Below are 24,456 nucleotides of genomic sequence, written 5' to 3' on the forward strand. Positions count from 1 at the left end.
AATCTATCATAATCGTGTAAAAGTGTTAAAATAGTTTGAAAATAGGATATGGAGGATTTCATATGTTGAAGGAATTGTTTTCAAAATTAGAAGATTACTATAAAGATATGGTCACAATTCGCAGGTACATGCACCAGCATCCCGAATTGTCCTTTCAGGAATATAATACCGCCCAATATATAAAGGAATTTTATGAAAAACTTGGGGTAGAAGTAAAAGGTAATATTGGTGGAAATGGTGTTGTAGCAAAGGTATACGGAAATAAGCCTGGTAAAACTGTTGCATTAAGGGCGGATTTTGATGCCTTGCCTATAAACGATGAAAAGGACGTACCTTATAGATCCTTAGTTCCCGGTGTTATGCACGCCTGTGGTCATGATGGACATACTGCCACTCTTCTTGTACTTGCAAAGGTACTAAATGAATTGAAGGCCGATCTCGAAGGCAACTATGTCTTTATTCATCAGCATGCAGAAGAATATGCACCAGGCGGCGCGATCACTATGATTGAGGATGGCTGCTTAGAAGGTGTCGATGTCATATTTGGCACTCATTTGTGGGCAAGTGAACCGACCGGGACTATCCAATATCTGACCGGTCCGATCATGGCTGCAGCAGATCGATTTGAAATAGAAATTCAGGGCAAAGGCGGTCATGGTGCACAGCCGCATAAGACCAAGGATGCCATTGTCACCGCTTCCCAGTTAGTTGTTAATTTGCAGCAAATTGTCAGTAGGAAAGTGAATCCAGTTGAGTCTGCGGTTGTGACAGTGGGTTCTTTTATGTCTGAAAATGCATTTAATGTAATTGCAGATAAAGCAAAGCTTATTGGAACAGTCCGTACCTTTAATGATGATGTCCGCCAATACATTGAAGAGGAAATGGAAAGAATTATTCAGGGCACATGCCACATGTCTGGAAGCACCTATAAATTTTTATATGAGAGAGGTTATCCTGCAGTTGTGAACCATGCTAAAGAAACAGAGTTTCTCGTTGCCGCGGCAAGTGAAGTTCCTGAGGTAACAACGATAGAAGAATCTGAGCCGCAAATGGGCGGCGAAGATTTTTCCTATTACTTAAAAGAGGTACCCGGAACCTTCTTTTTCACAGGTGCAAAGCCACTTGGTGCTAACCCAGGCTATCCACATCACCATCCAAAGTTTGATATTGATGAAAACGCCATGTTAATAGCCGCAAAAACACTTGGGACGGCTGCAATAAAAATACACAGTTCTAAATAAACAGAGCCCCTGAACGGTTTAAAGTTCAGGGGCTTTTGTTAGGATCCTTAACCTATATGCATTCATTGCCGTTTCTCCCAAGTGTTTGAGCAGATTGTTATTGGCATATGCGCCCACAAATGCACCAATTCCAGGCACTAACTGGAACATCTTAACAAGATCAATATAATCTCTATATTCCTGTTGAAATTTACGCCAATCCATTTCCACGAGCTCTTGCTTTCCCGCATCCCAGTTTTCAATTTCAGTTAATGTTTCGCGGCGGATATCATCACTTGAAAATGCCAGCTGAAAGATATGAAGAATAAATAACCGCTCTTCAAATTCCTTCGTGTTAAATCCATAAATAGCTGCTGCTTCAAAAAGAAACTTCATCTTAATGGAAAGTAGCAACGGGAAATCGGCAAGACCCAGTAGGATTCCTCCAGCGCCTGTCCCCGCTCCTTCAACCAAGGCCGTTTTTTGGAAGATGGCCGTCTTTTTTCTCATTAAATCATCTCGTTCTTCAAGTGTCAGACCGGACGCTTGTTTTTTGTTGGTCGTTAGCTGGGATCCAAATAAGGTGGTTTTAACCATTCCCTTTATGCTTTCTGTCATCACCTCATGAACCTTTTCCGGGATCATTTCATTTATTTTTCCTTGCGCTTTTTTTGAGATTCGATTCATCATCCCTGACCGTCTGGTTAATTTTCTTTTCCATTCGACCACTTCTCCATATACCTTTAGCTCATATTCATTCATGCTCCCACTCCCCTCAGCAACCAAGATATTAGGTTTGTTTCTAATCCATTCATGCTTTTAGTCTTTTCTTACTATAAACATTTACAAATAAAAAACTAAACAGCAATCCAGAGAGGAGGATTATTAACGAAAATATCCATTCCCCTTTAAACAAAACAATTACTGTAAATATGGAGGATTGAATGAACAGAATCCTCATAAGAAGAGAATGAAAAGCAGTGGTTTTGTGGTCTTGGGTCACTGGATATAAATCAATCCAAAGCTTATTTTGGTGATGATTCCATAATGGCAGCAGCTGGAATCCCGTTAAATAGATAAATAAGAGCGAAAGTATGATTTGTCCAGCCCCAAAGGAAATAAAATACAGAGCAAATCCACCTATTACAGTTAATCGAATAAATAGACCTAAATAATCGGATGACCTCAAGAATGTTCTTGCGTATAAATAATCAAAGGTTTTATCTTGTGAGAAGGAAATCCGATTTATCAACCAGTCCAGCCATTTTCTTCTTTTTACCGTATCTTTCAATTTTGGTACATCAGTGAATAAATTGGCTAGCCGATAAAATGACGCCATTCGTTTTTCTTCTTGAGCTATTAGCAAATCCCATTTCAAGCCCATTTTCTTCGTCCTGACATAAAAGGAGCGATAATAAGAAGCCATAATGATAGCGAATAACACTAAAAAAAGGATATGTGCGTTTTTAAATAGCAAAAAGGTAAATAACACATTTATGAAATAACGGACGATCATATCCCAAGTATAAACCGATGGCTGTACATAATAGTGAATCTTCCAGTTTACTGCAATATTCCAGGCTTTAATAACCAGCAGGATGATTAGGAAAATAAAAAATGATTGAAAGCCGTTTGCGCTGACATGTGCATACATTGGCATCACTAAAGCTAAAATCATTAATAAAATATATCCTTGAAAAACTAAACTAAGCATTCCAGAACGCAAAAAGTAACTTCTTAAACGCGCTTCAAGCGGAATTAAAAACACTTGATCTGCTTCAAGGAGAAAAGTATATACCGGACTGTGAGTCAAAAATATTCCTAAAATAACAGCAATAATAATTTCCGCAGGAAATTCCTGAGACAATGAGCTTATCCAATTTTGATAATAAAAGGCTGCCGTACCAATTAAAAACAGTAGCACGACGACTAGGTGCCCATTCAGGATATATCGAAGATAAACACCAAATTCCTTTAATCGATGAACAGATCTATCTTTCCATAGCTTTTTATCATCAAACATAATTTTCTTCCTTCGTTAATTGGATATATAAATCATCTAATGAAGCTGCAGGCATGGAGAACTGTTCCCTCAGTTCAGTTAGAGTACCTTTTGCACGAACCTTACCTTCGTGAAGAATAATGAATTTGTCACAGTACTTTTCAGCTGTCGCAAGAATATGGGTCGACATTAATATGCCTGCCCCGCTTTCTTTCATTTTTTTCATTAAGTCAAGCAATGATTGAATACCAAGTGGATCGAGCCCCACAAATGGCTCATCAACAATATAGAGGGAAGGCTGCACCAAAAAAGCACACATAATCATTACCTTTTGTTTCATTCCTTTTGAGAAATGAGCTGGAAACCATTTTAGTCTTTTTTCCATTCGAAATTCAGTTAATAGCTGACCAATTCTGCTATTATATGTAGACTCATCTAAGCCGTATGCCATAGCCGTTAAACGTAAATGTTCTTCAAGGGTGAGTTCTTCGTAAAGTACTGGTGTTTCCGGAACAAAGGTGAACATCTTCCGGTAAGCTTCCTTGTCTTCCATAATAGAACGTCCATTTATTTTCACTGCACCACTATGCGGCTCCATTAAACCGATGATGTGTTTAATACTTGTACTTTTCCCGGCACCATTTAGACCGATTAATCCAACCAATTCTTTTTCATTTACCTCAAAAGTAACATCTTTTAAAACTGGATTCCTTGTATATCCACCTGTAAGGCTTTCAATCGATAATAAAGGCATATACTCCGTCCTTCCATAGGATAATAATTACCTTACATTTTACCAAATCGAAGACCATAAAAATAGGAATTCAATTTTTTGATATTTTTTTGTATATTTCCATTCAAACGGGTTATCATAATATTCGAAGGGGAAACACCTACTCGATGAAGTGATTCATCAAAAATTTGAAATGAGGTGTCTGTCAAAGACATTTAACTTTTCAAACAAGTAGCTTCTAAACGTTTCAAATAAGGGGATGGTTGTTTTGCACAAGTTGCTTTGTAACCATTTAAAGTTCAATTAACACCAGCTATTTATCAAAAAATAAATGAGGTGTTTACGGCAGATTATCATCCGTTTTTATAAGTTGATGAAACTATAAAAACAACATAGGGGATGGTCAGCTTGAACAATGATTACTGTTTATAAAAAAACACTAAATTGTCAAATGAGGTGTTTATCAAACGTAATTCCCGATGAACGTACAAAATGAAGCAATTCCCCTTCGAGAGGGCAGGATTCCATGCGAATCCTGTCTCTTTCTTTTTTAATCGGTATTACATATGGTAAAATACGGATATATAAACCAATAAAGGGGTTGCAGTAAATGAGTGATTGTATCTTTTGTAAAATTGTTAATGGGGATATCCCGGCAGCAAAAGTGTATGAAAATGAACATGTATTAGCCTTTCTTGATATTAGTCAGGTAACAAAAGGCCATACATTGGTCATTCCCAAAGTACATAAAGAAAATTTATTTGAATTGTCTCCTGAAACGTCTAAAAACCTTTTCGAATCTGTACCTGAAATTGCAAATGCCCTAAAAAAGGAATTTAGCCCTCTCGGATTAAACCTGGTAAATAATAATGGGGAACATGCAGGGCAAACCGTTTTTCATTTCCATGTTCATTTGATTCCACGCTATGGTAAAGGAGACGGATTTGGCGCTGTTTGGAAAAGCAATACAAGCGATTATACACAAGAGACACTGCAAGAGATGGCATCGAATATTAATAAGCATTTTTAATGGGAAATTAAATTATCTGAAAATTATATCTTTATTATTTTTATATTCCTGTGATATAATGATAACAAGTTTTTCGCTGCAGGCACCTGAGCGCACTGCAGGAGGAACAAATAGAACAAATAGCTGAGTACAGCAGAGGAGAGAAGAGAAATGAATACAAAGAATCTAGTAGTCCTATCACTTTTGGCGGGAATTGGAGTAGTTTTGCATACGGTAATGCCAGCCTTCCTTACGATTAAACCAGATATGATGCTTGCCATGATGTTCTTGGGAATTATTCTTATTCCAGAAATTAAAAGTGTTATGTTATTGTCTATTGTGACCGGAGGACTATCCGCACTTACAACGGGTTTTCCTGGTGGTCAACTACCAAATATCATTGATAAGCCCATAACTGCGTTAGTCTTTTTTGGTTTATTTTTGGCATTAAAGCACTACCGTAATTCCATTATTAGTGTTGCCGTCTTAACTGCAATTGGGACATTAGTTTCAGGATCTGTCTTTTTGGGATCTGCCTATTACATTGTAGGCTTACCAAGTTCTTTCACAGCTTTATTTGCTGCTGGTGTTTTACCTGCAATAGCACTGAATACTATTATTATGGTTATTTTGTATCCAGTTGCTCTTTCAGTAGTAAAAAGAACTAAGACATCATCTATCGTCATCTCAAAATAACACAAAAGAAAAGAACCTCAGCAAGGTTCTTTTCTTTCTATAAACATCAAATAAATGATTAAAAGCTTGATAAAATAATCGTCAAAAGTAAAAATATTGCTCCACCGCCTGCTAATGCTGTGGCTCGCTTTTTTAAGACTTGTTTAGGCGGATAAAATCCCGGTCTTTTTAGAGCTAGAGCATTCCAAATTGCACCGACAAATTGCAATATACTTAGCAAAAAAAGGATTGATGTTACAGCTTTCATATAATACCCCCTATTGACGACCAAGAGTTGATACTATTATTAATATGATTTGCTGTCCTTCCCTATGTGGAATATTCAAAAGGTTGGCATTATTTAGAGAAAAAACGTAAAATAAAGAAGAACTATTTTCTCAGAATTGTAATAAAAATAAAAAATATAAATTTCAAGTAGAAAAAAACGTAATTTCTAAAAATTTTGTGAATTTACATCTTTATTAATTTTTATTTTATTGGCATAATGTTAATAGAGAAAAAAAAAGTAGGTGAAATTGGGGATGTCGGAGAAACAGTATACAATGAAAGAAGCGATGCTATTTAGCCAAAGGATTGCACAATTAAGTAAAGCCCTATGGAAATCAATTGAGAAAGATTGGCAGCAATGGTTAAAACCTTTTGATTTAAATATTAATGAACATCATATCCTTTGGATTGCATACCATTTAAATGGAGCATCTATTTCGGATGTAGCAAAATTTGGTGTTATGCATGTCTCAACAGCGTTCAATTTTTCGAAAAAGTTAGAAGAAAGAGGATTGCTTACATTTTCAAAGAAAGAAAATGATAAACGAAATACGTATATTCAGCTCACCCCAGAAGGTGAAGAGATCTTTCTTCGTTTAATGGAATCCTATCACCCCAGTGGCAATGCTGCATTTGTTGGTGCCCTGCCGTTAAGAGATTTATATGGGAAGTTTCCTGATATTATTGAAATGATGGCGATTGTTCGAAATATCTATGGTGAAGATTTCATGGAAATCTTTGAACGATCGTTTCATAATATTGAAACTGAATTTAACGAAAATGATGGAAAACTTAAAAAGTCAGAAAAAACAGAACAAGAACTCTCCTAAAGACATTTAGCAAACTCTGTAAAAAGAGGTTCGAATAAGTGTTGCTTTAAACAAGCTTGAACAACTTCCTTTGCGTTAAGTTTTTCCGGTAAAGAATATAGAAACTCATTGAAAAGCGGATGAAAATGTATAAACCCTTCCGCTTTTTGTTCTTCCATTTTTATGTTAAGATTCTCACATAATCGATTGAATGCCTCTACTTCATGTTCTGATAACCCATTCTCTATCACTACTCTATAGAATTCAAGATTGGGGTCCCTCAGCAACTTTAAGAGTAACTTTTGATGATATTCAAGAATATTCACACGGGCTTGTAATTCAACGTATATATCCATTGCGTTCGACCTCCGGTCACTGCTTTACATTCCTACGTTCATTATTTACTCTTTTCAGGCCTTTGTAAACCTATTCTTAAATTAGAACAGATAATAATCTTTCCAGTGTTTTTATTTCAAATTATTTCCTACTTTTCTACCATTCCTTTTAACTATCTTTTTTTGTAAATTTTTGATAATGTATTAACATATAATGAACATCAGGGAGGGAATCGATGATGATCTCCATTTTTATTGTTTTGGCCATTTTTATTTTGTTTTACGTTAATAAAATGACCAATTCCCTTTGTATTCAAAAAGATATACCGGAAGAACGTCAGCATAAAGTATTTCGTACAATAAATGTACTTGTCACGATATTATTGATTTCATCCTATGTGGAAATTTTGTATACATAGGTTTACTTTATGTAATGTATCAATGTTAGAGAAAAATAGAAGCGATGAGAAAATTCTCATCGCTTTTAATTTGTTTTCAGGTTAAAACCAAGAAGCACCAATAATTATTAACAGGATGAAAAGGACAACGATTAACGCAAATCCTCCACCGTGGAATCCAGTTCCAGACACACAATTCTCCCCTTTCTTAAATGGTAAAGCTGTTGTCTGCATCAGGTGATACCCTTAAATTAAAACCAAGATGCTCCAACAATAATCAATAGAATGAATAGGACTACAATCAATGCAAATCCTGCTCCGTATCCGTGTCCACCACTCATCGTAATACCTCCTTTATTATTTACTACGATATACTATTCAAGCTGTACTCATTTCGACTAGGCGCTTAGCTTATTTTCTTCGGAAAAAGTCCACCTTTTTCTTATTGGGGATTAATCCTTAGAGAACATAACGTTTAGCCGATGGGCAATTGAATAGTTCTCTTTTTTTGTTACATGTTATCGTATGTACGAATTCTTGAATTCGCAATGGGTAAATGCCCAAAATTCTGATAACAAAACAGGAAATATTTTTGCAGTGGTTGTCATTTATGTTATAGTATAGTTTGTGGACAAAAGCCCACAAGAATTTACTGTTTAGGAGAGGTACAACATGAAAAAATGGATGTTAGCCCTTACATTAGCTGGCGGGGTTATTGCCTTAAGCGCGTGTAATCAAAGTAGCGGTTCTACAGTCGCAGAAAGCAGTGCTGGAGATATTACAAAGGATGAACTTTATGAAGCAATGAAGGAAAAGGTGGGAACACAAGCATTACAACAGCTTGTCTATGAAAAAGTCCTTGCTGAGAAATACGAAGTAACCGACAAAGAATTAGATGCAAAGGTTGATGAATTAAAGGAGCAGCTTGGAGACAACTTTGAGGCTGCGCTCGCACAATACGGTTACGCAAATGAAGATGATTTTAAAGAAACGATGAAACTTGGTATGATGCAAGAAAAAGCTGCAATGAAGTCCATAAAGGTAACAGATAAAGAAGTTAAGGAATACTACGACAACTACAAGCCTGAGATCAAGGCTCGTCATATTCTCGTTGCGGATGAAAAAACAGCTTTAGAAGTGAAGCAAAAGCTTGACGCTGGCGAAAAGTTTGAAGATGTAAGTAATACCTATTCTACTGATGAAGCGGCTAAAGCAGCTGGCGGTGACTTAGGATGGTTTGGTGCTGGAGCAATGGATCCAGATTTTGAAGCTGCAGCATATGCCCTCAAAAAAGATGAAATCAGCGGCCCAGTTAAGAGCTCATTTGGCTATCATATCATTCAATTAACGGACAAAAAAGAAAAGAAATCCTATGATGAAATGAAAGATCAAATGGAAAAAGAATTAAAATCATCAAAATTAACAAATGAAAAAATTAACGAAGTGATGCAAAAGGAAATTAAAGAAGCAAAAGTGAAAATAAGTGATAAAGACTTAGAAAAAGCACTTGACCCAGCAGCTACTGCAGCACAATAAGAAAGTCAAAGAGAAGGCACTCGGGTAAGAGTTCCTTCTTTTTGTATTCTATTCGGCTGTAACTCTTTCTCCTCCACGGCGTTCTTTTTCTTGTTCAAGCCGAGTTAGATAAATTTCTCCCTCTTTTTCAATATTCTCCATTTCTAACATTCGTTCTTCTCTGCCTGTTTTAATTGCCATCAATGCGCTAATTACGATACCCACCACGACTGCATATACCCAAATAGGAATAGTCATTTATTATTGCTCCTTTCGTTAGCGGTTGTCCACTTTTTTATACAACATATTCGAATTACTGATAAATATTCATCCTGTGTACAAAAAAAATAACCCATTTGATGGGTTATCTTATTTATGGAATATGGGTTTGTAAAATGAACGGTTGTCTAAGGCAAATACACGTTCAGTAAATTCGCCAGGTTTCACTCTTTCTAAGGCACGATCGAGCATGTTCATTTTCGCATCCAGATTATCGATATAATGGAGAATTTCTGCTTCTTTAATTAATGGCGGCTTTGGACTTCCCCACTCGGCCTTCCCGTGATGACTTAATATGAGATGCTTTAGTATTAATACTTCCTCACCAGATATCCCTAGTTCCTCGGCAGCTTTTCCAATTTCATTTACCATAATGGTAATATGACCTAGTAAATTTCCTTCCACTGTATAAGTAGTAGAGATTGGACCTGATAATTCAACTACTTTCCCCATATCATGCAATATCACTCCAGCATAGAGCAAGTCCTTGTCAAGACTAGGATAGAGCGAAGCTATTGCTTTGGCTAAGTCGAGCATACTAACCACGTGATAGACAAGACCTGACACAAACTCATGATGATTCTTAGTTGCGGCAGGATACTCCAAAAAGGCCTTCTGATGTTTTTTCAATAAATGGCGTGTTATTCTTTGGATATTTGGATTTTTCATATCAAATATATATTGTGTCAGTTTACTAGTCATTTCTTCTTGGCTTAATGGTGCGGTCTCTAAGAAATCTTCCAATTTTACTGAGTCACTCGGTCCCGTTCTTCGAATCTGCCGGATTTTCAGCTGGCTTTTGCCACGATAATTATGGATATCCCCAATAATTTTAACAATGCTTTGTGCGGTGTAATTCTTTTCATCCTCTTCATTAGCGTCCCAAAGTTTCGCTTCTATCTCACCACTTTGATCTTGGAGAATAAGTGTTAAGAATGGCTTTCCATTACTGGCAATCCCTTTTGTGGCACTTTTAATAAGTAAATACAGATCAACCTGTACTCCGAAATCATAATCTAGTATTCCTTTAGTCATCTTTCTCTCTCCTTCCCAATAGTACAAGTATAACATTCTCTATGAAATTACCTCGACATTATCTTTATGAAGATACATAACATTTTCTGGATGAAAGTATGGGAGCAAATGTGTGTGACAAGTAAAAAATAAAATTTGATTGTTCTGGAGCGTGGTTAATAGCTCCAGCACCTTTTTGGTGCGGTTGCCATCAAAATTCACAAAACTATCATCGATAATAATTGGAAAGCGATACTTTTCGTAAAGAGTGGCCGCAAGCGCCAATCGTATAGAAACGTACACTTGCTCAGTAGTAGCTTGACTTAACTCATTTGCCTCAAATAGAGTATGATCTCTTCTTTCAATGAGAAAACCAGTTCCTGACTGTTGCAGGTGTATACGCTGATATTGTTCCTCTGTCAAAAAGGATAGATATTCCTCTGCTTTTGCCAGCATTCTAGGCAAATGAACGTTTTTATACTTTTCAACCGTCTTTGATAGTATGTTTTGAGCTAGACAGAAAACTGACCATTCTTTTGCTGCTTCTTCTAGCTCAAACTTTTGCTGTTTGTAGTAGTGGAGTAACTCAGAATAAGAGCCGCCTTCTTCAAGAATTTGAATCTGGTAGTTTGCAGCTGCTTGCTTTTCTTGCAGTTCTATTAGTCTAGATGATAACGGTTCGATTTGATTATGAAACTGGTTTAATCGTTCTTCTATATTGTGAATTTGTAACAATCTTTCTATCTCGTCATTTTTTAGAAAAGAGTATTGTACCTGCTTCCTAATATCCTCAAGCCTTTCTATAAACTTTAACTTTGATTCGACTTCTTTACCAAGCTCATAGAAAGCCGCTTCCTCCTCCACATTTGCTTCTACAAGGAGCTTTTTCTTTTCCGAGATTAGATGCGCTTGTTCCAGTTTCATTTGATCAAGGTCGGCATTAAAATCATCAAGCTTTCCTTGCTTTTCTTGAATTTTTATTACCTTTCCATGTTCTTCTCTTAGTTTATTCCGCAATAAATACCCAATCTTCGAAAAATCATTTCCTTCGTCTGCTAAATAGAGCTTTGCGTAAGAAGTGAGTCTTTCATTAATGGCAGCCTTTTCAAGGTTAATAAATTCCACCCTCGCTAGCAAATTCCTTTTTTCTCGGCATATTAGCTTATATTGTTCAATTAGCTGGAATGCCTCTAAGAAAAAAGATTGTGCAATATATTCAGGTATATGAAGTTCATTGCTCAGTTTCACTAGTATGTCCTGATTTTCTGCTGATTCAATCTCCAACTCCTCGAATTTCCTGATCACTTTTTCATATTGTGTTTGCTGCTGTTCGAGCTTTATTTTTAATAGCTGTTGCTGCTCCTTCCAGTAATTATCCTGCTTCAATTTTTCTAGAAGGGCTGGAATATTACTATTTTTATATCTCTCGAGTAGTTGTATGAACCTTTTTTCATCCTCTAACAACTGACTTAGAGCTTGATTAATTTTTTCATCGTTTTTACGATTATTGTTATTATTACTTAGAAAAAAAACGATTAGTAAGGTTCCTAATACACCAATAACTAACAGTATCCATTGCTTGGAATACAATCCATAAAGTGAAAGAACCAGCAATAATACCCCAATGGCTAAGGATTGGTTCTGTTTTTGTTTTTTTATCGCTGCAAATGTTTTCTTATCCTGTTCACTAGAATGTTTAAAATACTCGATTTTGTCTTGGACTGCTTTTAATTCATATTCGACTTTTCTTTTTTCACTGTCTTCACTGACTAACTTTTCAAGACGCTCTCTTTCATGAGCTGGAATCATATGCGTTTCTGCAAAATTAACTTTTCTCTCTAGATCCTCAAGAGCGTTTTTTTCTTCCAGAAATTTTTCCTCAAGGTCCTGTTTTACTTCTAAAAGCTTTTGCTGTTTCTTCGCCGCCTGCTCTACTTGATTTTTCATATAAATATTTGTGTTTATCGTTAGAACTTCTTCTTCCCTTAAAGGTAAGTGTAGTTTTTCATTTATGATCGACATTTTTTCTTGTAAATCTGCCAATTTCACTTCGCATTGTTGTTTTTCTAGTGTCAATTGCTCATAGATGGGAATTTGGTCTAACGCCGCAAGAATCTGGGATTCATCAGCGAGTAATTGCTTTTCGGGCTGTATAGAAGCCATCTCTTTCTTTAATTGATCGATTCTCTCAAGTAAACTTGAAATCTGAGCATTATATGGATAGATGAGCTGATTTATTTTTTCAATTCGTTCAATCCCTCTAGCAGGGAATGGATATTCTCCAAGTAACTTGATTTCAGCCTGTATCCATTTTTCTTCTTTGACGAGTGAGTGGATTTTTTGCCATTCATTTAACTTTTCCACCTCGCTTTTTACAACCTGCAATTTATGGCTTATGTCTTCTATTTCCTTATGGATTCTTTCTTTATCTGAGACCAATGCTTCGTAACCTTGATTTTTGGCTGCTGCTTTTTTTAGGTCGCCGCTAAGTTCATGAAGTGCTTTGAGTTTTTCATTTACCACCGGCTTCTTCCCGCTTGGTTTAAAACGAGCTTCTAATTCCTTCTGAAGTTCAGCCTCTGTTTTCGCTAGCCGTTCTGTTCCGAGTGTACCTGTAGAAAATAAAAACTTTCCCAATTCGTCGCCTTTCATCTGGTGGATATTTTGCAGCCCATGCAGGTTGAAAGAAAATATCGCTTGGAATAACCCTTTATCCATATTTCCTAGCAGCTGCTTAAGCAGTTCCTCATTACCTGTTGTTCCGTCCTCCAGTGTTACGGTAACGTCACCAGCAGCCTTACCTCTAATCCTTTCTATCGTGGCAATGCCAAACTCTTCAAAATATATTATCAGCTTTCCACCATAATTTGAGCCGTTTTTTGGTACATAGCGAAGTTCTGAGGATTGTTTCGTTGGGAATCCAAATAGAATTCCATGGATAAATGCCATGATCGTTGATTTTCCTGCTTCATTTTCACCATAAAACACTTGAAAATCAGATAGGTCGTTAATGACTATATTAGTTAGTTGACCAAAGCCGTATATATGTATCTCCTGGATTTTCAGGTCAATCATCTCCTTTCACTATTGATACAATAACCCAATTAATAGTTTCTCAGCTTTACCCAATAATTCTTTTTGTTCTTCTTCTGATAAACTTGTTAAATATTTTCTGCCCAATTGATGCTGATATAATGGTGCAATTGCTGCCTCAAGATTCTGATAGTCATCGATGGTGGCGAACAGCTCCGTATAAAAATCTGCTTCATTCGTTAATTTTTTTCTATCAAGCTGCTGGTGATCTTCTAGGTTTAAATTGACCACCCAGACAAATGCTTCCTCCTCATTTTCATAGTCTATCAGCAGCTCCAGTAGTTCTGTATCTAGGATTTTTTTCTCTTGGAAATCATTTATATGAACATTCTTTAGGTTTAAGGTAAGTAGTGTACCTAGTCCAGCTTTACGCAAACGTTCGATGGTTAGCTGGCATAGTTGGAATATTTCTTGAAAGCTTTGCGCCGAAGCAGCATCGACAGTAACTTCTTCCCATAACACGTCTGAAGTTTCTATAAATTCCTTTTTGGCCTCTAGATCATTCAACGTAATGTGATAACATCCTTTTACTCCCGTTTCCTTCCTATTACGACCTTGGAGGTTTCCAGGATAAATGATTGGCGGTGTTTCTGTTAATATCGCTCGTTTATGGATATGCCCTAAAGCCCAATAATCAAATTCTTTCTCCAGCAGATCCTTGATGGAAAAAGGAGCGTAATTATCATGGTCCGTTCCGCCGCCTTCATTCCCGTGGAGAATGCCGATATGAAAGTCGGCAGAATCCTGTTTTTGATAGTGCTCTATTCTCTTATCAAGAATATGTCTTTGTATATAACTAAATCCATAAAGATGGACGGTATCACCACGTTTCGAATGGAATACCTTCATTTCGACATCACTGCCAAAAAAATGAACGTTTGAAGGCATATCAAGGTTTACCCATGAGCCGCTTAAATGATCATGGTTTCCGTGAATGACATAAACAGGAATATCCTTTTGTGAAAGCTTTTGCATTTCATTACGGAAGCGAGATTGTGCACGTATGCTCCTATCTTCACCATCATATAAATCCCCGGCTAAAATGACGAAATCTACGTTGTTCTCAATGGCAGCCGCTGTAAGCTTTCGTAAAGCTGTGAACGTACTCTCTCTCACTCTTGAAAGGATATTTGCGGGTAAGTGCTTTAAACCAACCATAGGACTGTCCAAATGCAGGTCAGCCGCGTGTATAAATGATATCTGTTTCATTAAAAAAGCTCCTTTCCTTGAGTTTTCTTTCATTGTAACATCTCGAAAAAGCGAATGCACGTTCTGACATGAAATATTAAAAAAGCTTTGCCTCTTTTCGGCAAAGCCCTTCGCATTTTATTCTTTTTTTGTTAATTGCAATGCCTTTTTTATATCCTTAAAGGAATTTGATTTTCCGTACATTAATACTCCGCCGCGGTAAACACGTGCACCAAATACCGCTAATATAACAATTGTAGCCATCAGGATGGATATTCCTAATGCAGCTTCCCAAACCGGAATATTCAGCATACCTACTCGTAAAAACATAATCATTGGGGTGAAGAATGGTATATACGATGTTATGACGATAAATGGTGAATCTGGTTTTCCAAGAACAAACATTGCAATCATAAACCCTGCTACTACAAGTAATGTCATTGGCGTAATCATTTGTTGGACATCCTCAATCCTGCTGACCAACGATCCTAAAAACGCCGCAAGGGTGGCATAGAGAAAATACCCTAAGATAAAGAAAATAACGGCATACGCAATGGTTGATAACGAAATATTACCAAATCCAAATGCGTCAAAAAAGCCCCCTTCAAGAGAAGACATGTTCCGTTTTATGGAGAAATAACCGACTGATAAAAGTACGGCAAGCTGTGTTAAGCTTAACAGACCTATCCCGAGTATTTTTGCAAACATCTGCTTAATTGGTGATACGCTGGAGATCAAGATTTCCATCACTCTTGAAGACTTTTCAGTAGCCACTTCCATTGCAATCATACTGGCATACATAATAACTGCAAAATAAATGACAAACAACAGGACATAAACAAGTCCTCTTGCCTGATTTAACTCTTCCTCCGTTTTCGCATTTTCCTCAAGAGCAATTTTCTCGAAAGAAACTGGCTCATAAAGCTGCTGGAGCTGCTCTGGTGTCAGGTTAATTTTTGAAGCTGCAAGCATGGTTTTCATTTGCTGAAGCCCGGACTGAAGATCGGAAAATATTGCTGACTCAGCTACACTCATTGCTTTATACTTAGCTTCAGGTAATTGCTCTGCATTATAACGAAGCTGAACAAATCCAACATATTCTCCTTTTTCCACTGCCTTTTCTGCCTCTTTTTCGGTGCCGTCAAACTCTGTCAGCTGCAGGTTTTTATTTAATGAACTCATTTGTTCTTTAAGCGGTTCATACAGCTGTCCTGTTTCATCTAATACCGCTACCTTTTCTTTATCGCCGCCTTTATCGAAAACTTCAATGATATTACTCATGTTTGTTAATCCTAAAGTGATGACGACTGTTAACAGTGTTGTGACCAAAAATGATTTTGTTTTTAATTTATTTAAATAGGTATGGACTAAAATAATCCAAAATTTATTCATAGGAATCACCTACTTTTTCAATAAAAATATCATTCAAAGAAGGTTCTTCAAGTTCAAATTTTCTAATGAATCCTTTGTTGACGATATCTTTAAGGATCTTTTCAGCAACATATTCCCCATCAATTTGAAGATGCATTCCCTGTGTTGTGGACTTAGTCTTAACCACACCTGGATAATCTTTCAGACTGTCTAATGGAAAATCGGCATGTATAACAAGATTCTTTTTTCCAAATGCACGTTTTATATCTTTTAAGGCACCGTGTACAACCGGAGTTCCTTTATGCATAATACATAGATGCTCACACATCTCTTCTACATGGTGCATTTGATGGCTAGAAAAAACGATTGTCGTTCCCTTTTCCTTTAATGAGAGAACTGCGTCTTTAAGCATTTCAACGTTTACAGGATCCAGACCGCTGAATGGCTCATCCAGAATCAATAATTTTGGTTTATGTATGACGGCCGCAATGAATTGAATTTTCTGTTGGTTTCCTTTTGAAAGCTCTTCTACCTTTTTATTTTCATATTCAGGAACTTTAAATCTATCGAGCCAATATCTCAATTCAGAAAGTGCTTCACTTTTCGGCATTCCTCTTAATCTTGCAAGGTACACGATTTGATCGCTAACCTTCAATTTGGGGTATAAACCTCTTTCTTCCGGAAGGTAGCCAACTAAATGACTTGTGGAATAATTGATTGGCTCATCATTCCAAGTAATTCTTCCATCACTAGAGTCCAAGAGTCCTAAGATCATGCGAAATGTAGTGGTCTTCCCGGCACCGTTTGCTCCTAAGAAGCCAAATATTTCTTTTTCTGGTATGGTGATGGATAAATCCTTTACTGCTGTGAAATCACCAAATCGCTTTGTTACATGTTCAAGTTTTAAAACCATAAAAATTCCCCCTCAAAAATTATTTACGTAAGTCCTATGGAAAAGTTTCACTTTTGCAAAATATCATGAATTATGCAAATATTATAATAAAAGCGGAAGCCCTTGGTCAGGGGCGACAGGCATAAGACGAGCCGGCGGGAAGGTTGTTCTTTAACCTTTCTGACGGATTGTCTGAAATGTGGAGGCGACTGCCCTGGGACGAAGGCATAAGACGGACCTGCAAGAAGGCGCTTTTTGCCTTCTTCAGGGGGCGGCTTATGCCTTCGTCCCAAGGAGCCGCAACTAGACAAGCTTATGACCCGAGTCCCTAGGTGCTGGAGCTAGACAGTAATCATAGTTCAAAGAATAAAACTATTCATTTAATAGGAGGAAAAGCATGAAGACTTACAAATTAACTGCCTTTGAAGCAAATGGAGAAAAAATAGTAGATGAAGCGATTCAGGCTGAACATGACGATGAAGCAAAAGCATTAGCTGAAAAATTATTAGCAGAAAAAAATTTACTAGAGAAAACACATCGTTTTACATCTCCAAGCGGCAAACTAATATTGTTTCATTCTTAATCTTAAGACAGAAAAAAGAAGCAACCATTGCTTCTTTTCTCTGTCTTACTTATTTACCAATAAATTTTGCTGGTCTTTTTTCTATAAAGGCCCGAATTCCCTCTTGATGATCAAGTGTTCGACGCATGTTTAGCTGGCCATGTTTTTCTAGTTCTAAAATTTTTATCAACTGCGGTCTGTTCATATCTGCTAGTATCTTTTTCGTTTTGATCATGGCCTGAACTGGTCGCTGCAGCCAATCGGATATTCTAGCATCTAACGTTTCTTGCAAATCTTCTGCAACTTCTTGTACCAATCCTATTTCCAAGGCTTCTTGTGCACTCATCATTTTTCCATCCCATATCACCTGTTTTGCCTTGATTTCTCCTAATCTTTTTTCTAAAAAGAAGTGAGAACCTCCGTCTGGTATTAAACCGATTCCAATGAAATTCATTGCTAATTTGCTCGTTTTGTCTGCAATGATGTGGTCAGTAGCCAACGCAAGACTGAATCCAAGCCCTGCTGCTGCGCCATTTACAGCGCTAATGGTTAATTTGGGAATACTATAAAGAGTTATGATTAATTCACTAATACAATCCATTACAGGGAAGAATTCACTTTCATTTAGGTTTGAAAGCATCGTTTTTATATCTCCCCCTGCGGAAAAGGCTCTGCCATTCCCAGTTAAAACCACAACATCAATATCATCCGATTCAGCTATTTCCTTCAGTTTACTTACTAGACCTCTTATCATGTCCACATCGATTGAATTTAATGATTCCGGTCTGTTCATCTCAACCGTTGCAACCCGTCCACTCACCCACAACTTTACCTTATCCGTTACAAAATTTATCGTCACCCCAAACAACCTCCCATAACTTTATTCAATTCCATTATAGCTTGAATCGGCGGGATAAAAAATAATTTTCATAATATATGGAATTTTCACTATCTGATTAAATTAAACTAACCGCACAAAAAGGACAAAGAGCATCCTCTTTGTAAGATTGTCGAGAAAGGTATCTTTCTCGGCAATTTTTATTTTTCTGCCTGCCCAAAGGCCTGTTGATTTCCGCTCCAGGTTCTTCGCTTTCCGCGGGCGTGCCGGGGAGCCTCCTCGGCGTAAGCGCCTGTGGGGTCTCTCCAGCCCCGTACTCCCGCAGGAGTCTTCGCACCTTCCGCTCCAATCAACAGGGAGAAATGCCCAGGAGATTGCCACACACTTTTTCCAAACCGGCTAAGTGTGTGGCAATCTTTTTCATGTTTTGGCATGCTGCGGTGAGTAACACTTGCTCACTCGCATTGTGCAATCCCCGTAACCTGCAATAGCGAAGCCCATGCAGTTCTTTTGAATCTGCGAAGCTTCGCTCTACTTTTTCCTTTCTAAATTTATATAGTATTTTACCTGACTTTGAAAGTCTGTTAAGTCGAACCTTTTCCTTATGTTCCTCCCAAACATGTCTGGTAACTACTTTTGTTTTATTTTGAGATTTTGTACACTCCGGGAGGAGTGGGCAGTTAGTACACTTTTTAGGATCTGACTTATATTCCCGATAACCTTCTCTTGTAGTTGTACGATATTGTAACTCCTGACCATTTGGACATACATACAAATCCCTTTCTTTATCATATGTAAACTTCCATTTAGGAAATAACCCTTTTGTTGATTGATATCTTCTGTGAGCGATAACTCCAAAAATATTGCGGTCATTAAGTCCCTTACAAATCGGATTTGTCAGGTAACCCGAATCAAGTGCCACAGCTTCTACTTTAAATCCAAAACGTTCGACCTGACGGTCTAACCGAGAAAGATAAGGGACAGAATCGTGAACATTTCCTGGTGTAACATACGCATCTGTTATGATGTTGAACTTCATGTCGGTAGTCCGATGATCAAGATAACAGAACATTTCCTGTTTATTCTCTCGTGACATAAACCCACATTCAGGATCAGTCGTGCTCAGTCGTATTTCCTTTTTCTCGGTCACCTCCTCTTTTTCTTTTAAAGGCTTTTTTCCATGATCTCTCCTGTCTTCCTCAATAGCTTTGTTTAAATCTACTACATATTCACGTGTTTCAACTTCCACTTCAACTCTAGAGAATTTATGTTTATTTGCATTCGCTTTAAGGTGTGTGGAATCGGAAAATAAAACTCTTCCTCCAACCATCTTGTGGTTAATTGCTTTGAAGACAATCTCATCAAAAATTTCCTGAAATATATTTGTATCTTTAAAACGGGTCCGCCGATTCCAACTAATAGTGGAATGATGGGGAACTGGATCGTTTAGCTTTAATCCTAAGAACCATCGATAGGCCACATTCGTCTGAATTTCACGCTCTAATTGTCGTTCAGAACGAATGCCATAAAAATATCCAATAAACATCATCTTAAAGAGCTGTATAGGATCCGAAGGACGCCCGTTATTTTCTGAATAAAAAGGACGGACCTTTTCACCAATAAAAGAAAAATCAATATACTTGTCCACCTTTCTTAATAGGTGATCTTGCGGTACTAAATCATCAATGAAAACAAATTCAGCTTCGTTTTGAATTTCTCTTTTTGGCTTATACATTCTATCCACCGTCCTATTATTTATATGTACATTATAACATATTAACGCGGTGAATCATTAAAGTGACTACGAAAAATAATAGCTGTCGAGATTTTCTCGACAGCCTGACAAAGAGCATCCTCTTTGTCCTTTTATTTCACTTCTTTAGGATTTCCTTTTGTACCTGCTCCCTTAATGTGATCTTTAAAAATTTCCCAACGGAAGTCTTCGGGATTTCCTCCAAGAACAAGATTTCATCGGGGAGCCACCACTTCGCAAACTGGGGTATTAAAAATTCAATTAAATCTTCCTTTTTCACCTTATCCTTATATGAATCTTTTAACACAACACAAGCAACTGGTCTTTCCTGCCATTGTTCATGCGGGACTGCAACTACTGCAGCTTCAAACACTGCTTCATGGGCCATCAATGCATTTTCCAAATCAACGGAAGAAATCCATTCACCGCCGCTCTTAATTAAATCCTTGGTACGGTCGACAATTTTCACAAAGCCTTCTTCGTCAATGGTTACGACATCACCGGTGTGGAGCCAGCCGTCATGGAAAGCATCATGAGTTCTCTCATCCTTATAATACTCTGAGGCAATCCATGGGCCCTTAATGCATAACTCTCCCATTTCATTTCCATCCCAAGCCACTTCTCCATCTTTTCCCACTACTTTTATGCTTAAGCCAGGAACTAGAACCCCTTGTTTCGCTCTTATTTCCAGTCTTTCCTCATAATCTAAATTCTCTTGATAGCTTTTTAATGTTGAAATCACTACCAGCGGGCTAGTTTCCGTCATTCCATAAGCATGCAGGAATGGTATGTTATGCCTTTGTTCAAATGCTTTAATCATCCCTTTAGGTGCAGCTGAACCTCCGCAAAGTACTCCTCTTAAACTGCTAAGGTCGTAAGAGCCCTCATCATGTTCCTTTAACAACCCAAGCCAAATGGTTGGAACACCCGCAGTAATCGTTACTTTTTCATTTTCAATGAGCTCTGCTATAAGTTTTGGAGTAAAATATGGTCCTGGCAGCACTAATGATGTCCCAAACCATACTGCTGCAAATGGCATGCCCCACGCATTGGCATGGAACATTGGAACAACAGGAAGTGCGATGTCTTTCTCACTTATTGCTGCATTATCTGCAAGCCCTAACGCCATGCTATGAAGAAAAATTCCTCTGTGAGAGTATACAACTCCTTTTGGATTACCTGTAGTTGCAGAGGTATAGCACATACCGGCAGGATCGTTTTCTTTTATGTCTTCTGGGTATTGAAATTTAGGATTCGCATCTGATAATAAGGTTTCATAATCATAGATTGGTGAAAGCGTAGTTTCAGGAAGGACCTTGTCGTCTGACATAATTATATATGCCTTAACACTTTTTAGTTCATGTGCGCATTTTTCAAGTAATGGAATCAAATCTGGGTCTACTAAGAGGACAGTATCTTCTGCATGATTGATAATAAAAGAAATATGGTGTGGAGAAAGCCGGATATTAATTGTGTGAAGAACAGCACCAATACACGGAATTGCAAAATATGCTTCTAGATGTCGATGATGGTTCCAAGCCAGTGTTCCTACCCTATCACCTTTTTCCACTCCTAGTTTGGTTAAACTATCTGCGAGTCTTCTCGTTCTTTCACCGATTTGTTTATACGTAAAACGTTGAATGCCACTTGATGTTCTAGAAACCACCTGTTTCTTTGGATAATACCTTTCTGCTCGTTCAATCATCTGTGTCATTGTTAAAGGTGTTTGCATCATTGCTAAATCCCTCCATAATTGAAAGCGTTTTCAAATGATGGTATTTTATGACCGTTTTCCTATAAAATATTCGTGATGTTTTCGAAAATTCCTCTATTAAGAACACAAAAATCTCCTGCAATTTAAGCAGGAGATCCTTTTTGAGAGAAGAGTTCGTTTAATATTTTTATTTTTTGTTCCGTGTAAGTTTCAAAGCTTTCATTATATGTTTTAGGGTCTTTCGGATTAGCAAACTGAGTAATTTTTCCCGTGTCCGGGTCAATGAACTTGCTTGCAGCGCCGCAGCCAAGCCCGATAATTGTCTGCTGCTCCTCCATAATCATGATATTATAAATACTTTCTTGATTTGGAATCGCATAGCCGACATTCTCAAGATTGCCAAGGATATTCTTTTGACGATAGAGATAATAGGGAGCATAGCCATGACTTTCTGTCCACTCTGTTGCTAGATTCATCATTTGTTCCACTTCATCACGACCGGCCACTTTATATTTATCTTTGTTTTTCGTCATTTCTGAAGCACGTTTAAACGATAAAGTATGCACAGTTAAAGATTCTGGCATTAACTTTTCTGTTTCTGCAAGTGAATGCTTAAATTCAGTGATCCCCTCACCAGGAAGACCAATGATTAGGTCCATGTTTATATTGTTCATGCCCATTTCTCTTGCTAAATGATACTTATCAATTGTTTCTTTAACAGTGTGATGGCGCCCAATGGCTTTTAATGTTTCTTGCGTATAGGATTGAGGATTTATACTAATCCTGTCTATTTTCCATTTCTTTAATACCTCTAATTTTTTAGGGGTAATGGTATCCGGACGTCCTGCCTCAACGGTGATTTCACGGATAGTTTCAACGTCTGGGAATGACTCATACATTTCTTCATAAAGCATATCCATTTCTTCAGCCGTAATACTCGTTGGGGTACCTCCCCCATAGTAAACCGTTGTGATTCGGACACCTTTTTCCTTTAGCCATTCACCAATTTTCCTTATCTCATAGTGCAGACCACCTAAGAAAGAATCTACTGATCCTTGTCGGCCATTTATTGCATAGGCCGGGAATGTACAGTAGGCACATTTTGTTGGACAAAACGGAATCCCAATATAAATGCTAACTTCTTTTTGCAGGTCATAGAGGTCAGGAACAATGGCTAGCTGCCTATCGACAATATGCTGCATGAGCTTTATTTTTTCGTCTGTAATCAGATATTCTTCTTTCAATTGCTGGTGGGCTATTTCTTTGTGTACACCCTCTTGGACTTTACGATGTAAAAGCTTTGTCGGTCTGATCCCAGTTAGAATACCCCACTTTTGGGTAATTCCTGTCCAATTCTGCAATAGTGTCAAATACACGTGTGCGACAGCATTCTTAATCTGCTTAAAATATTCCTTGTCCGTTTGAAAGGGTTGTACTTCTTTTTGATAATCTGATGATAAGGATTTACCCTCTATATCAAGTAACTCAGCTGAAACTTGTATGTGGTTATCTTCATTTATTATAAATCTTATAGTTAAGTCTGCCTCATCGTCTAATACCTTCACAATCTCTGTTTCCTCAAAAAACAAATTAGCGATTAGCGTTAATTGACGATCGAGTCTTGCATCCTCTAACCCGATAATCGAAATTCTCATTAGAATCACTCTTTCAAAATATACTTCTTTAAGTGTACATAAACACCAAAATAAGGTCAATACAGTGGAAATCATTCACAAACGTAAAAGACATCACCGTTTTGGACGGTGATGTCTGCTAATTTTACTTTTTAATGATATTCATTTTTCTTAAAAACTCAATTGGCTGTTGTTTTCGGAAGTGTTCTTTAACCATATAGGCGACACCGTGCTCATTTTTCGATCTCGTCACCCAGTCTGCTGCTCTTTTTACTTCAAATTCTGCATTCCACATGGCCACTCCTAACCCTGCCGCCTCAATCGCTGGGATATCATCCAAGCCTTCCCCAATGACGACCATTTCTTTGAGCTGGATACCAAGATGACTGCCAAGGAAGGCTAAACCCTTTAACTTTGAAACCCCTGCTGGAACAATATCTAAACGCAACCGATCTAGTTGAATCGTTTCAATTTCGGTAAACATTTTTCCAATCGCCATTTTTGCATCCTGAAGATCATTCTCATCTTCAAAATAAACCTCGATTTTCGGAGCTGTCACTGGTTGATCATGTAAGTATTCGCTTAATGACGAAACAAATTGCTGAGAATAAAAAACAGGATCCCCTGATGTAAAGACGGTTTTGGCTAATAAATTGTTATTTAATTTTAACCTATTGGCTAAAGAAAATTGTTCATGTACTAGCCTGATTTGACACGGCAAACCTTCTAGGAATCGAACGGTATCATAGGTAATTTTCTCGTTAATTCTTTCGACGCGATTTTGTTTATCCTGGATATTTGCAATAACGGCACCTTGATGTGTAATGAGCGGATTTTTTATTTTCAATGCCCTTGCAACCTTCTTGGCTGAGGGAAGGCTTCTTGATGTCATAAGCGTTACATAAATTCCTTTTTGCTGAACATACTCAATGGCTTCCTTTGTTGACTTATGAATCTTTCCGTTACTTTGTAATAGAGTTCCATCAATATTTAATGCAAGCAAACGATAAATCATTCCGTAAGCCCCCTGTTCTTGGTGAAGATACCCTTATAACACTTTTATGATTTTTCACCCACAGATAGAACAAGTGCAATAGAAAAGAAAAAACTTCCGGAAAAACCGAAAGCTTTTTG

25 protein-coding genes are annotated in these 24,456 nt (G+C 37.5%); 7 read left to right on the top strand and 18 right to left on the bottom strand.

The genetic code is table 11. The features are described 5' to 3' along the window. Positions 1-62 precede the first annotated feature (62 nt). On the top strand, positions 63-1,241 hold the full coding sequence (locus tag QFZ31_RS14490; RefSeq protein ID WP_307303815.1) for a M20 family metallopeptidase: 1,179 nt from the start codon (positions 63-65) through the stop codon (positions 1,239-1,241). Between the two features lie 18 nt (positions 1,242-1,259). Here QFZ31_RS14490 and QFZ31_RS14495 read toward each other — a convergent pair whose 3' ends face one another. From QFZ31_RS14495 to QFZ31_RS14505, 3 genes are read right to left on the bottom strand one after another with little or no spacing between them, the layout of a single operon-like run. Continuing rightward, the gene (locus tag QFZ31_RS14495) at positions 1,260-1,982 is read right to left on the bottom strand and encodes an EcsC family protein (RefSeq protein ID WP_307303816.1); all 723 of its coding nucleotides are present in this window, start codon (positions 1,980-1,982) and stop codon (positions 1,260-1,262) included. Between the two features lie 49 nt (positions 1,983-2,031). After that, entirely contained in the window at positions 2,032-3,243 is a 1,212-nt protein-coding gene (locus tag QFZ31_RS14500; RefSeq protein WP_307303817.1) for an ABC transporter permease, read from the bottom strand. Continuing rightward, a complete protein-coding gene (locus tag QFZ31_RS14505) occupies positions 3,236-3,976 on the bottom strand; it encodes an ABC transporter ATP-binding protein (RefSeq protein ID WP_307303818.1) in 741 nt (246 codons plus the stop codon). The genes QFZ31_RS14500 and QFZ31_RS14505 overlap by 8 nt, the downstream gene beginning before the upstream one ends. 589 nt (positions 3,977-4,565) lie before the next feature. Between QFZ31_RS14505 and QFZ31_RS14510 the strand changes: the two genes are divergently transcribed. Both QFZ31_RS14510 and QFZ31_RS14515 read left to right on the top strand, forming a co-directional pair. Then, complete coding sequence (locus QFZ31_RS14510; protein WP_307303820.1) at positions 4,566-4,985, top strand: HIT family protein; 420 nt, start codon at positions 4,566-4,568, stop codon at positions 4,983-4,985. Between the two features lie 150 nt (positions 4,986-5,135). Next, positions 5,136-5,660 carry a tryptophan transporter gene (locus tag QFZ31_RS14515; RefSeq protein WP_306076363.1) on the top strand — a complete coding sequence of 175 codons (525 nt, stop codon included), beginning with the start codon at positions 5,136-5,138 and terminating at the stop codon, positions 5,658-5,660. Between the two features lie 58 nt (positions 5,661-5,718). On the opposite strand, the gene QFZ31_RS14520 is transcribed toward QFZ31_RS14515, so the two are convergent. Then, positions 5,719-5,907: a hypothetical protein gene (locus tag QFZ31_RS14520; protein ID WP_307303823.1), complete on the bottom strand. Its 189-nt coding sequence runs from the start codon at positions 5,905-5,907 to the stop codon at positions 5,719-5,721. 274 nt (positions 5,908-6,181) lie between these two features. On the opposite strand from QFZ31_RS14520, the gene QFZ31_RS14525 reads away from it, so the two are divergent. Continuing rightward, entirely contained in the window at positions 6,182-6,757 is a 576-nt protein-coding gene (locus tag QFZ31_RS14525) for an HTH-type transcriptional regulator Hpr (RefSeq protein ID WP_307303826.1), read from the top strand. Here QFZ31_RS14525 and QFZ31_RS14530 read toward each other — a convergent pair. Then, positions 6,754-7,092 (bottom strand): DUF1878 family protein, encoded by a 339-nt coding sequence (locus QFZ31_RS14530; RefSeq protein ID WP_307303829.1) that lies wholly within the window; start codon positions 7,090-7,092, stop codon positions 6,754-6,756. The genes QFZ31_RS14525 and QFZ31_RS14530 overlap by 4 nt on opposite strands. A 218-nt stretch (positions 7,093-7,310) precedes the next feature. Between QFZ31_RS14530 and QFZ31_RS14535 the strand changes: the two genes are divergently transcribed. Further along, on the top strand, positions 7,311-7,490 hold the full coding sequence (locus QFZ31_RS14535) for a hypothetical protein (RefSeq protein WP_045519871.1): 180 nt from the start codon (positions 7,311-7,313) through the stop codon (positions 7,488-7,490). 81 nt (positions 7,491-7,571) lie between these two features. Here QFZ31_RS14535 and QFZ31_RS14540 read toward each other — a convergent pair whose 3' ends face one another. Together QFZ31_RS14540 and QFZ31_RS14545 are read right to left on the bottom strand one after the other, a co-directional pair. Beyond that, entirely contained in the window at positions 7,572-7,661 is a 90-nt protein-coding gene (locus tag QFZ31_RS14540; RefSeq protein WP_179597851.1) for a YjcZ family sporulation protein, read from the bottom strand. Between the two features lie 59 nt (positions 7,662-7,720). Further along, positions 7,721-7,810 carry a YjcZ family sporulation protein gene (locus tag QFZ31_RS14545; RefSeq protein WP_179158254.1) on the bottom strand — a complete coding sequence of 30 codons (90 nt, stop codon included), beginning with the start codon at positions 7,808-7,810 and terminating at the stop codon, positions 7,721-7,723. Positions 7,811-8,141: 331 nt separating this feature from the next. On the opposite strand from QFZ31_RS14545, the gene QFZ31_RS14550 reads away from it, so the two are divergent. After that, complete coding sequence (locus tag QFZ31_RS14550) at positions 8,142-9,005, top strand: peptidylprolyl isomerase (RefSeq protein WP_307303833.1); 864 nt, start codon at positions 8,142-8,144, stop codon at positions 9,003-9,005. 48 nt (positions 9,006-9,053) lie between these two features. Here QFZ31_RS14550 and QFZ31_RS14555 read toward each other — a convergent pair whose 3' ends face one another. From QFZ31_RS14555 to QFZ31_RS14580, 6 genes are all read right to left on the bottom strand, one after another. Beyond that, positions 9,054-9,242: a sporulation YhaL family protein gene (locus QFZ31_RS14555; protein WP_179597855.1), complete on the bottom strand. Its 189-nt coding sequence runs from the start codon at positions 9,240-9,242 to the stop codon at positions 9,054-9,056. 111 nt (positions 9,243-9,353) lie between these two features. Then, a complete protein-coding gene (gene yhaM, locus QFZ31_RS14560; protein WP_307303838.1) occupies positions 9,354-10,298 on the bottom strand; it encodes a 3'-5' exoribonuclease YhaM in 945 nt (314 codons plus the stop codon). Positions 10,299-10,337: 39 nt separating this feature from the next. Next, positions 10,338-13,352, bottom strand: coding sequence for an ATP-binding protein (locus QFZ31_RS14565; RefSeq protein WP_307303841.1), 3,015 nt, complete (start codon positions 13,350-13,352; stop codon positions 10,338-10,340). 9 nt (positions 13,353-13,361) lie between these two features. Continuing rightward, positions 13,362-14,579: a metallophosphoesterase family protein gene (locus tag QFZ31_RS14570; protein WP_307303843.1), complete on the bottom strand. Its 1,218-nt coding sequence runs from the start codon at positions 14,577-14,579 to the stop codon at positions 13,362-13,364. Between the two features lie 117 nt (positions 14,580-14,696). Continuing rightward, entirely contained in the window at positions 14,697-15,950 is a 1,254-nt protein-coding gene (locus QFZ31_RS14575; RefSeq protein ID WP_307303846.1) for an ABC transporter permease, read from the bottom strand. Then, complete coding sequence (locus QFZ31_RS14580) at positions 15,943-16,842, bottom strand: ABC transporter ATP-binding protein (protein WP_307303848.1); 900 nt, start codon at positions 16,840-16,842, stop codon at positions 15,943-15,945. Before QFZ31_RS14580 ends, QFZ31_RS14575 begins: the two co-directional genes overlap by 8 nt. A gap of 376 nt (positions 16,843-17,218) precedes the next feature. Between QFZ31_RS14580 and QFZ31_RS14585 the strand changes: the two genes are divergently transcribed. Next, positions 17,219-17,404: a YhzD family protein gene (locus QFZ31_RS14585; RefSeq protein WP_307303850.1), complete on the top strand. Its 186-nt coding sequence runs from the start codon at positions 17,219-17,221 to the stop codon at positions 17,402-17,404. 49 nt (positions 17,405-17,453) lie between these two features. Here QFZ31_RS14585 and QFZ31_RS14590 read toward each other — a convergent pair whose 3' ends face one another. The 5 genes from QFZ31_RS14590 to QFZ31_RS14610 all read right to left on the bottom strand — a co-directional run bounded on the left by QFZ31_RS14590 (position 17,454) and on the right by QFZ31_RS14610 (position 24,337). After that, complete coding sequence (locus QFZ31_RS14590) at positions 17,454-18,242, bottom strand: enoyl-CoA hydratase (protein WP_179597870.1); 789 nt, start codon at positions 18,240-18,242, stop codon at positions 17,454-17,456. A 328-nt stretch (positions 18,243-18,570) separates the two neighbouring features. Next, complete coding sequence (locus QFZ31_RS14595) at positions 18,571-19,956, bottom strand: IS1182 family transposase (RefSeq protein ID WP_307303853.1); 1,386 nt, start codon at positions 19,954-19,956, stop codon at positions 18,571-18,573. 136 nt (positions 19,957-20,092) lie between these two features. Continuing rightward, positions 20,093-21,709, bottom strand: coding sequence for a long-chain fatty acid--CoA ligase (locus tag QFZ31_RS14600; protein WP_307303854.1), 1,617 nt, complete (start codon positions 21,707-21,709; stop codon positions 20,093-20,095). Between the two features lie 122 nt (positions 21,710-21,831). Beyond that, positions 21,832-23,343 (bottom strand): coproporphyrinogen III oxidase, encoded by a 1,512-nt coding sequence (locus tag QFZ31_RS14605; protein WP_307303855.1) that lies wholly within the window; start codon positions 23,341-23,343, stop codon positions 21,832-21,834. 124 nt (positions 23,344-23,467) lie between these two features. Further along, a complete protein-coding gene (locus tag QFZ31_RS14610) occupies positions 23,468-24,337 on the bottom strand; it encodes a Cof-type HAD-IIB family hydrolase (protein ID WP_307303857.1) in 870 nt (289 codons plus the stop codon). Between the last annotated feature and the right edge of the window lie 119 nt (positions 24,338-24,456).

This window comes from Neobacillus niacini (genome assembly GCF_030817595.1).
Taxonomy (GTDB): domain Bacteria; phylum Bacillota; class Bacilli; order Bacillales; family Cytobacillaceae; genus Neobacillus; species Neobacillus niacini_G.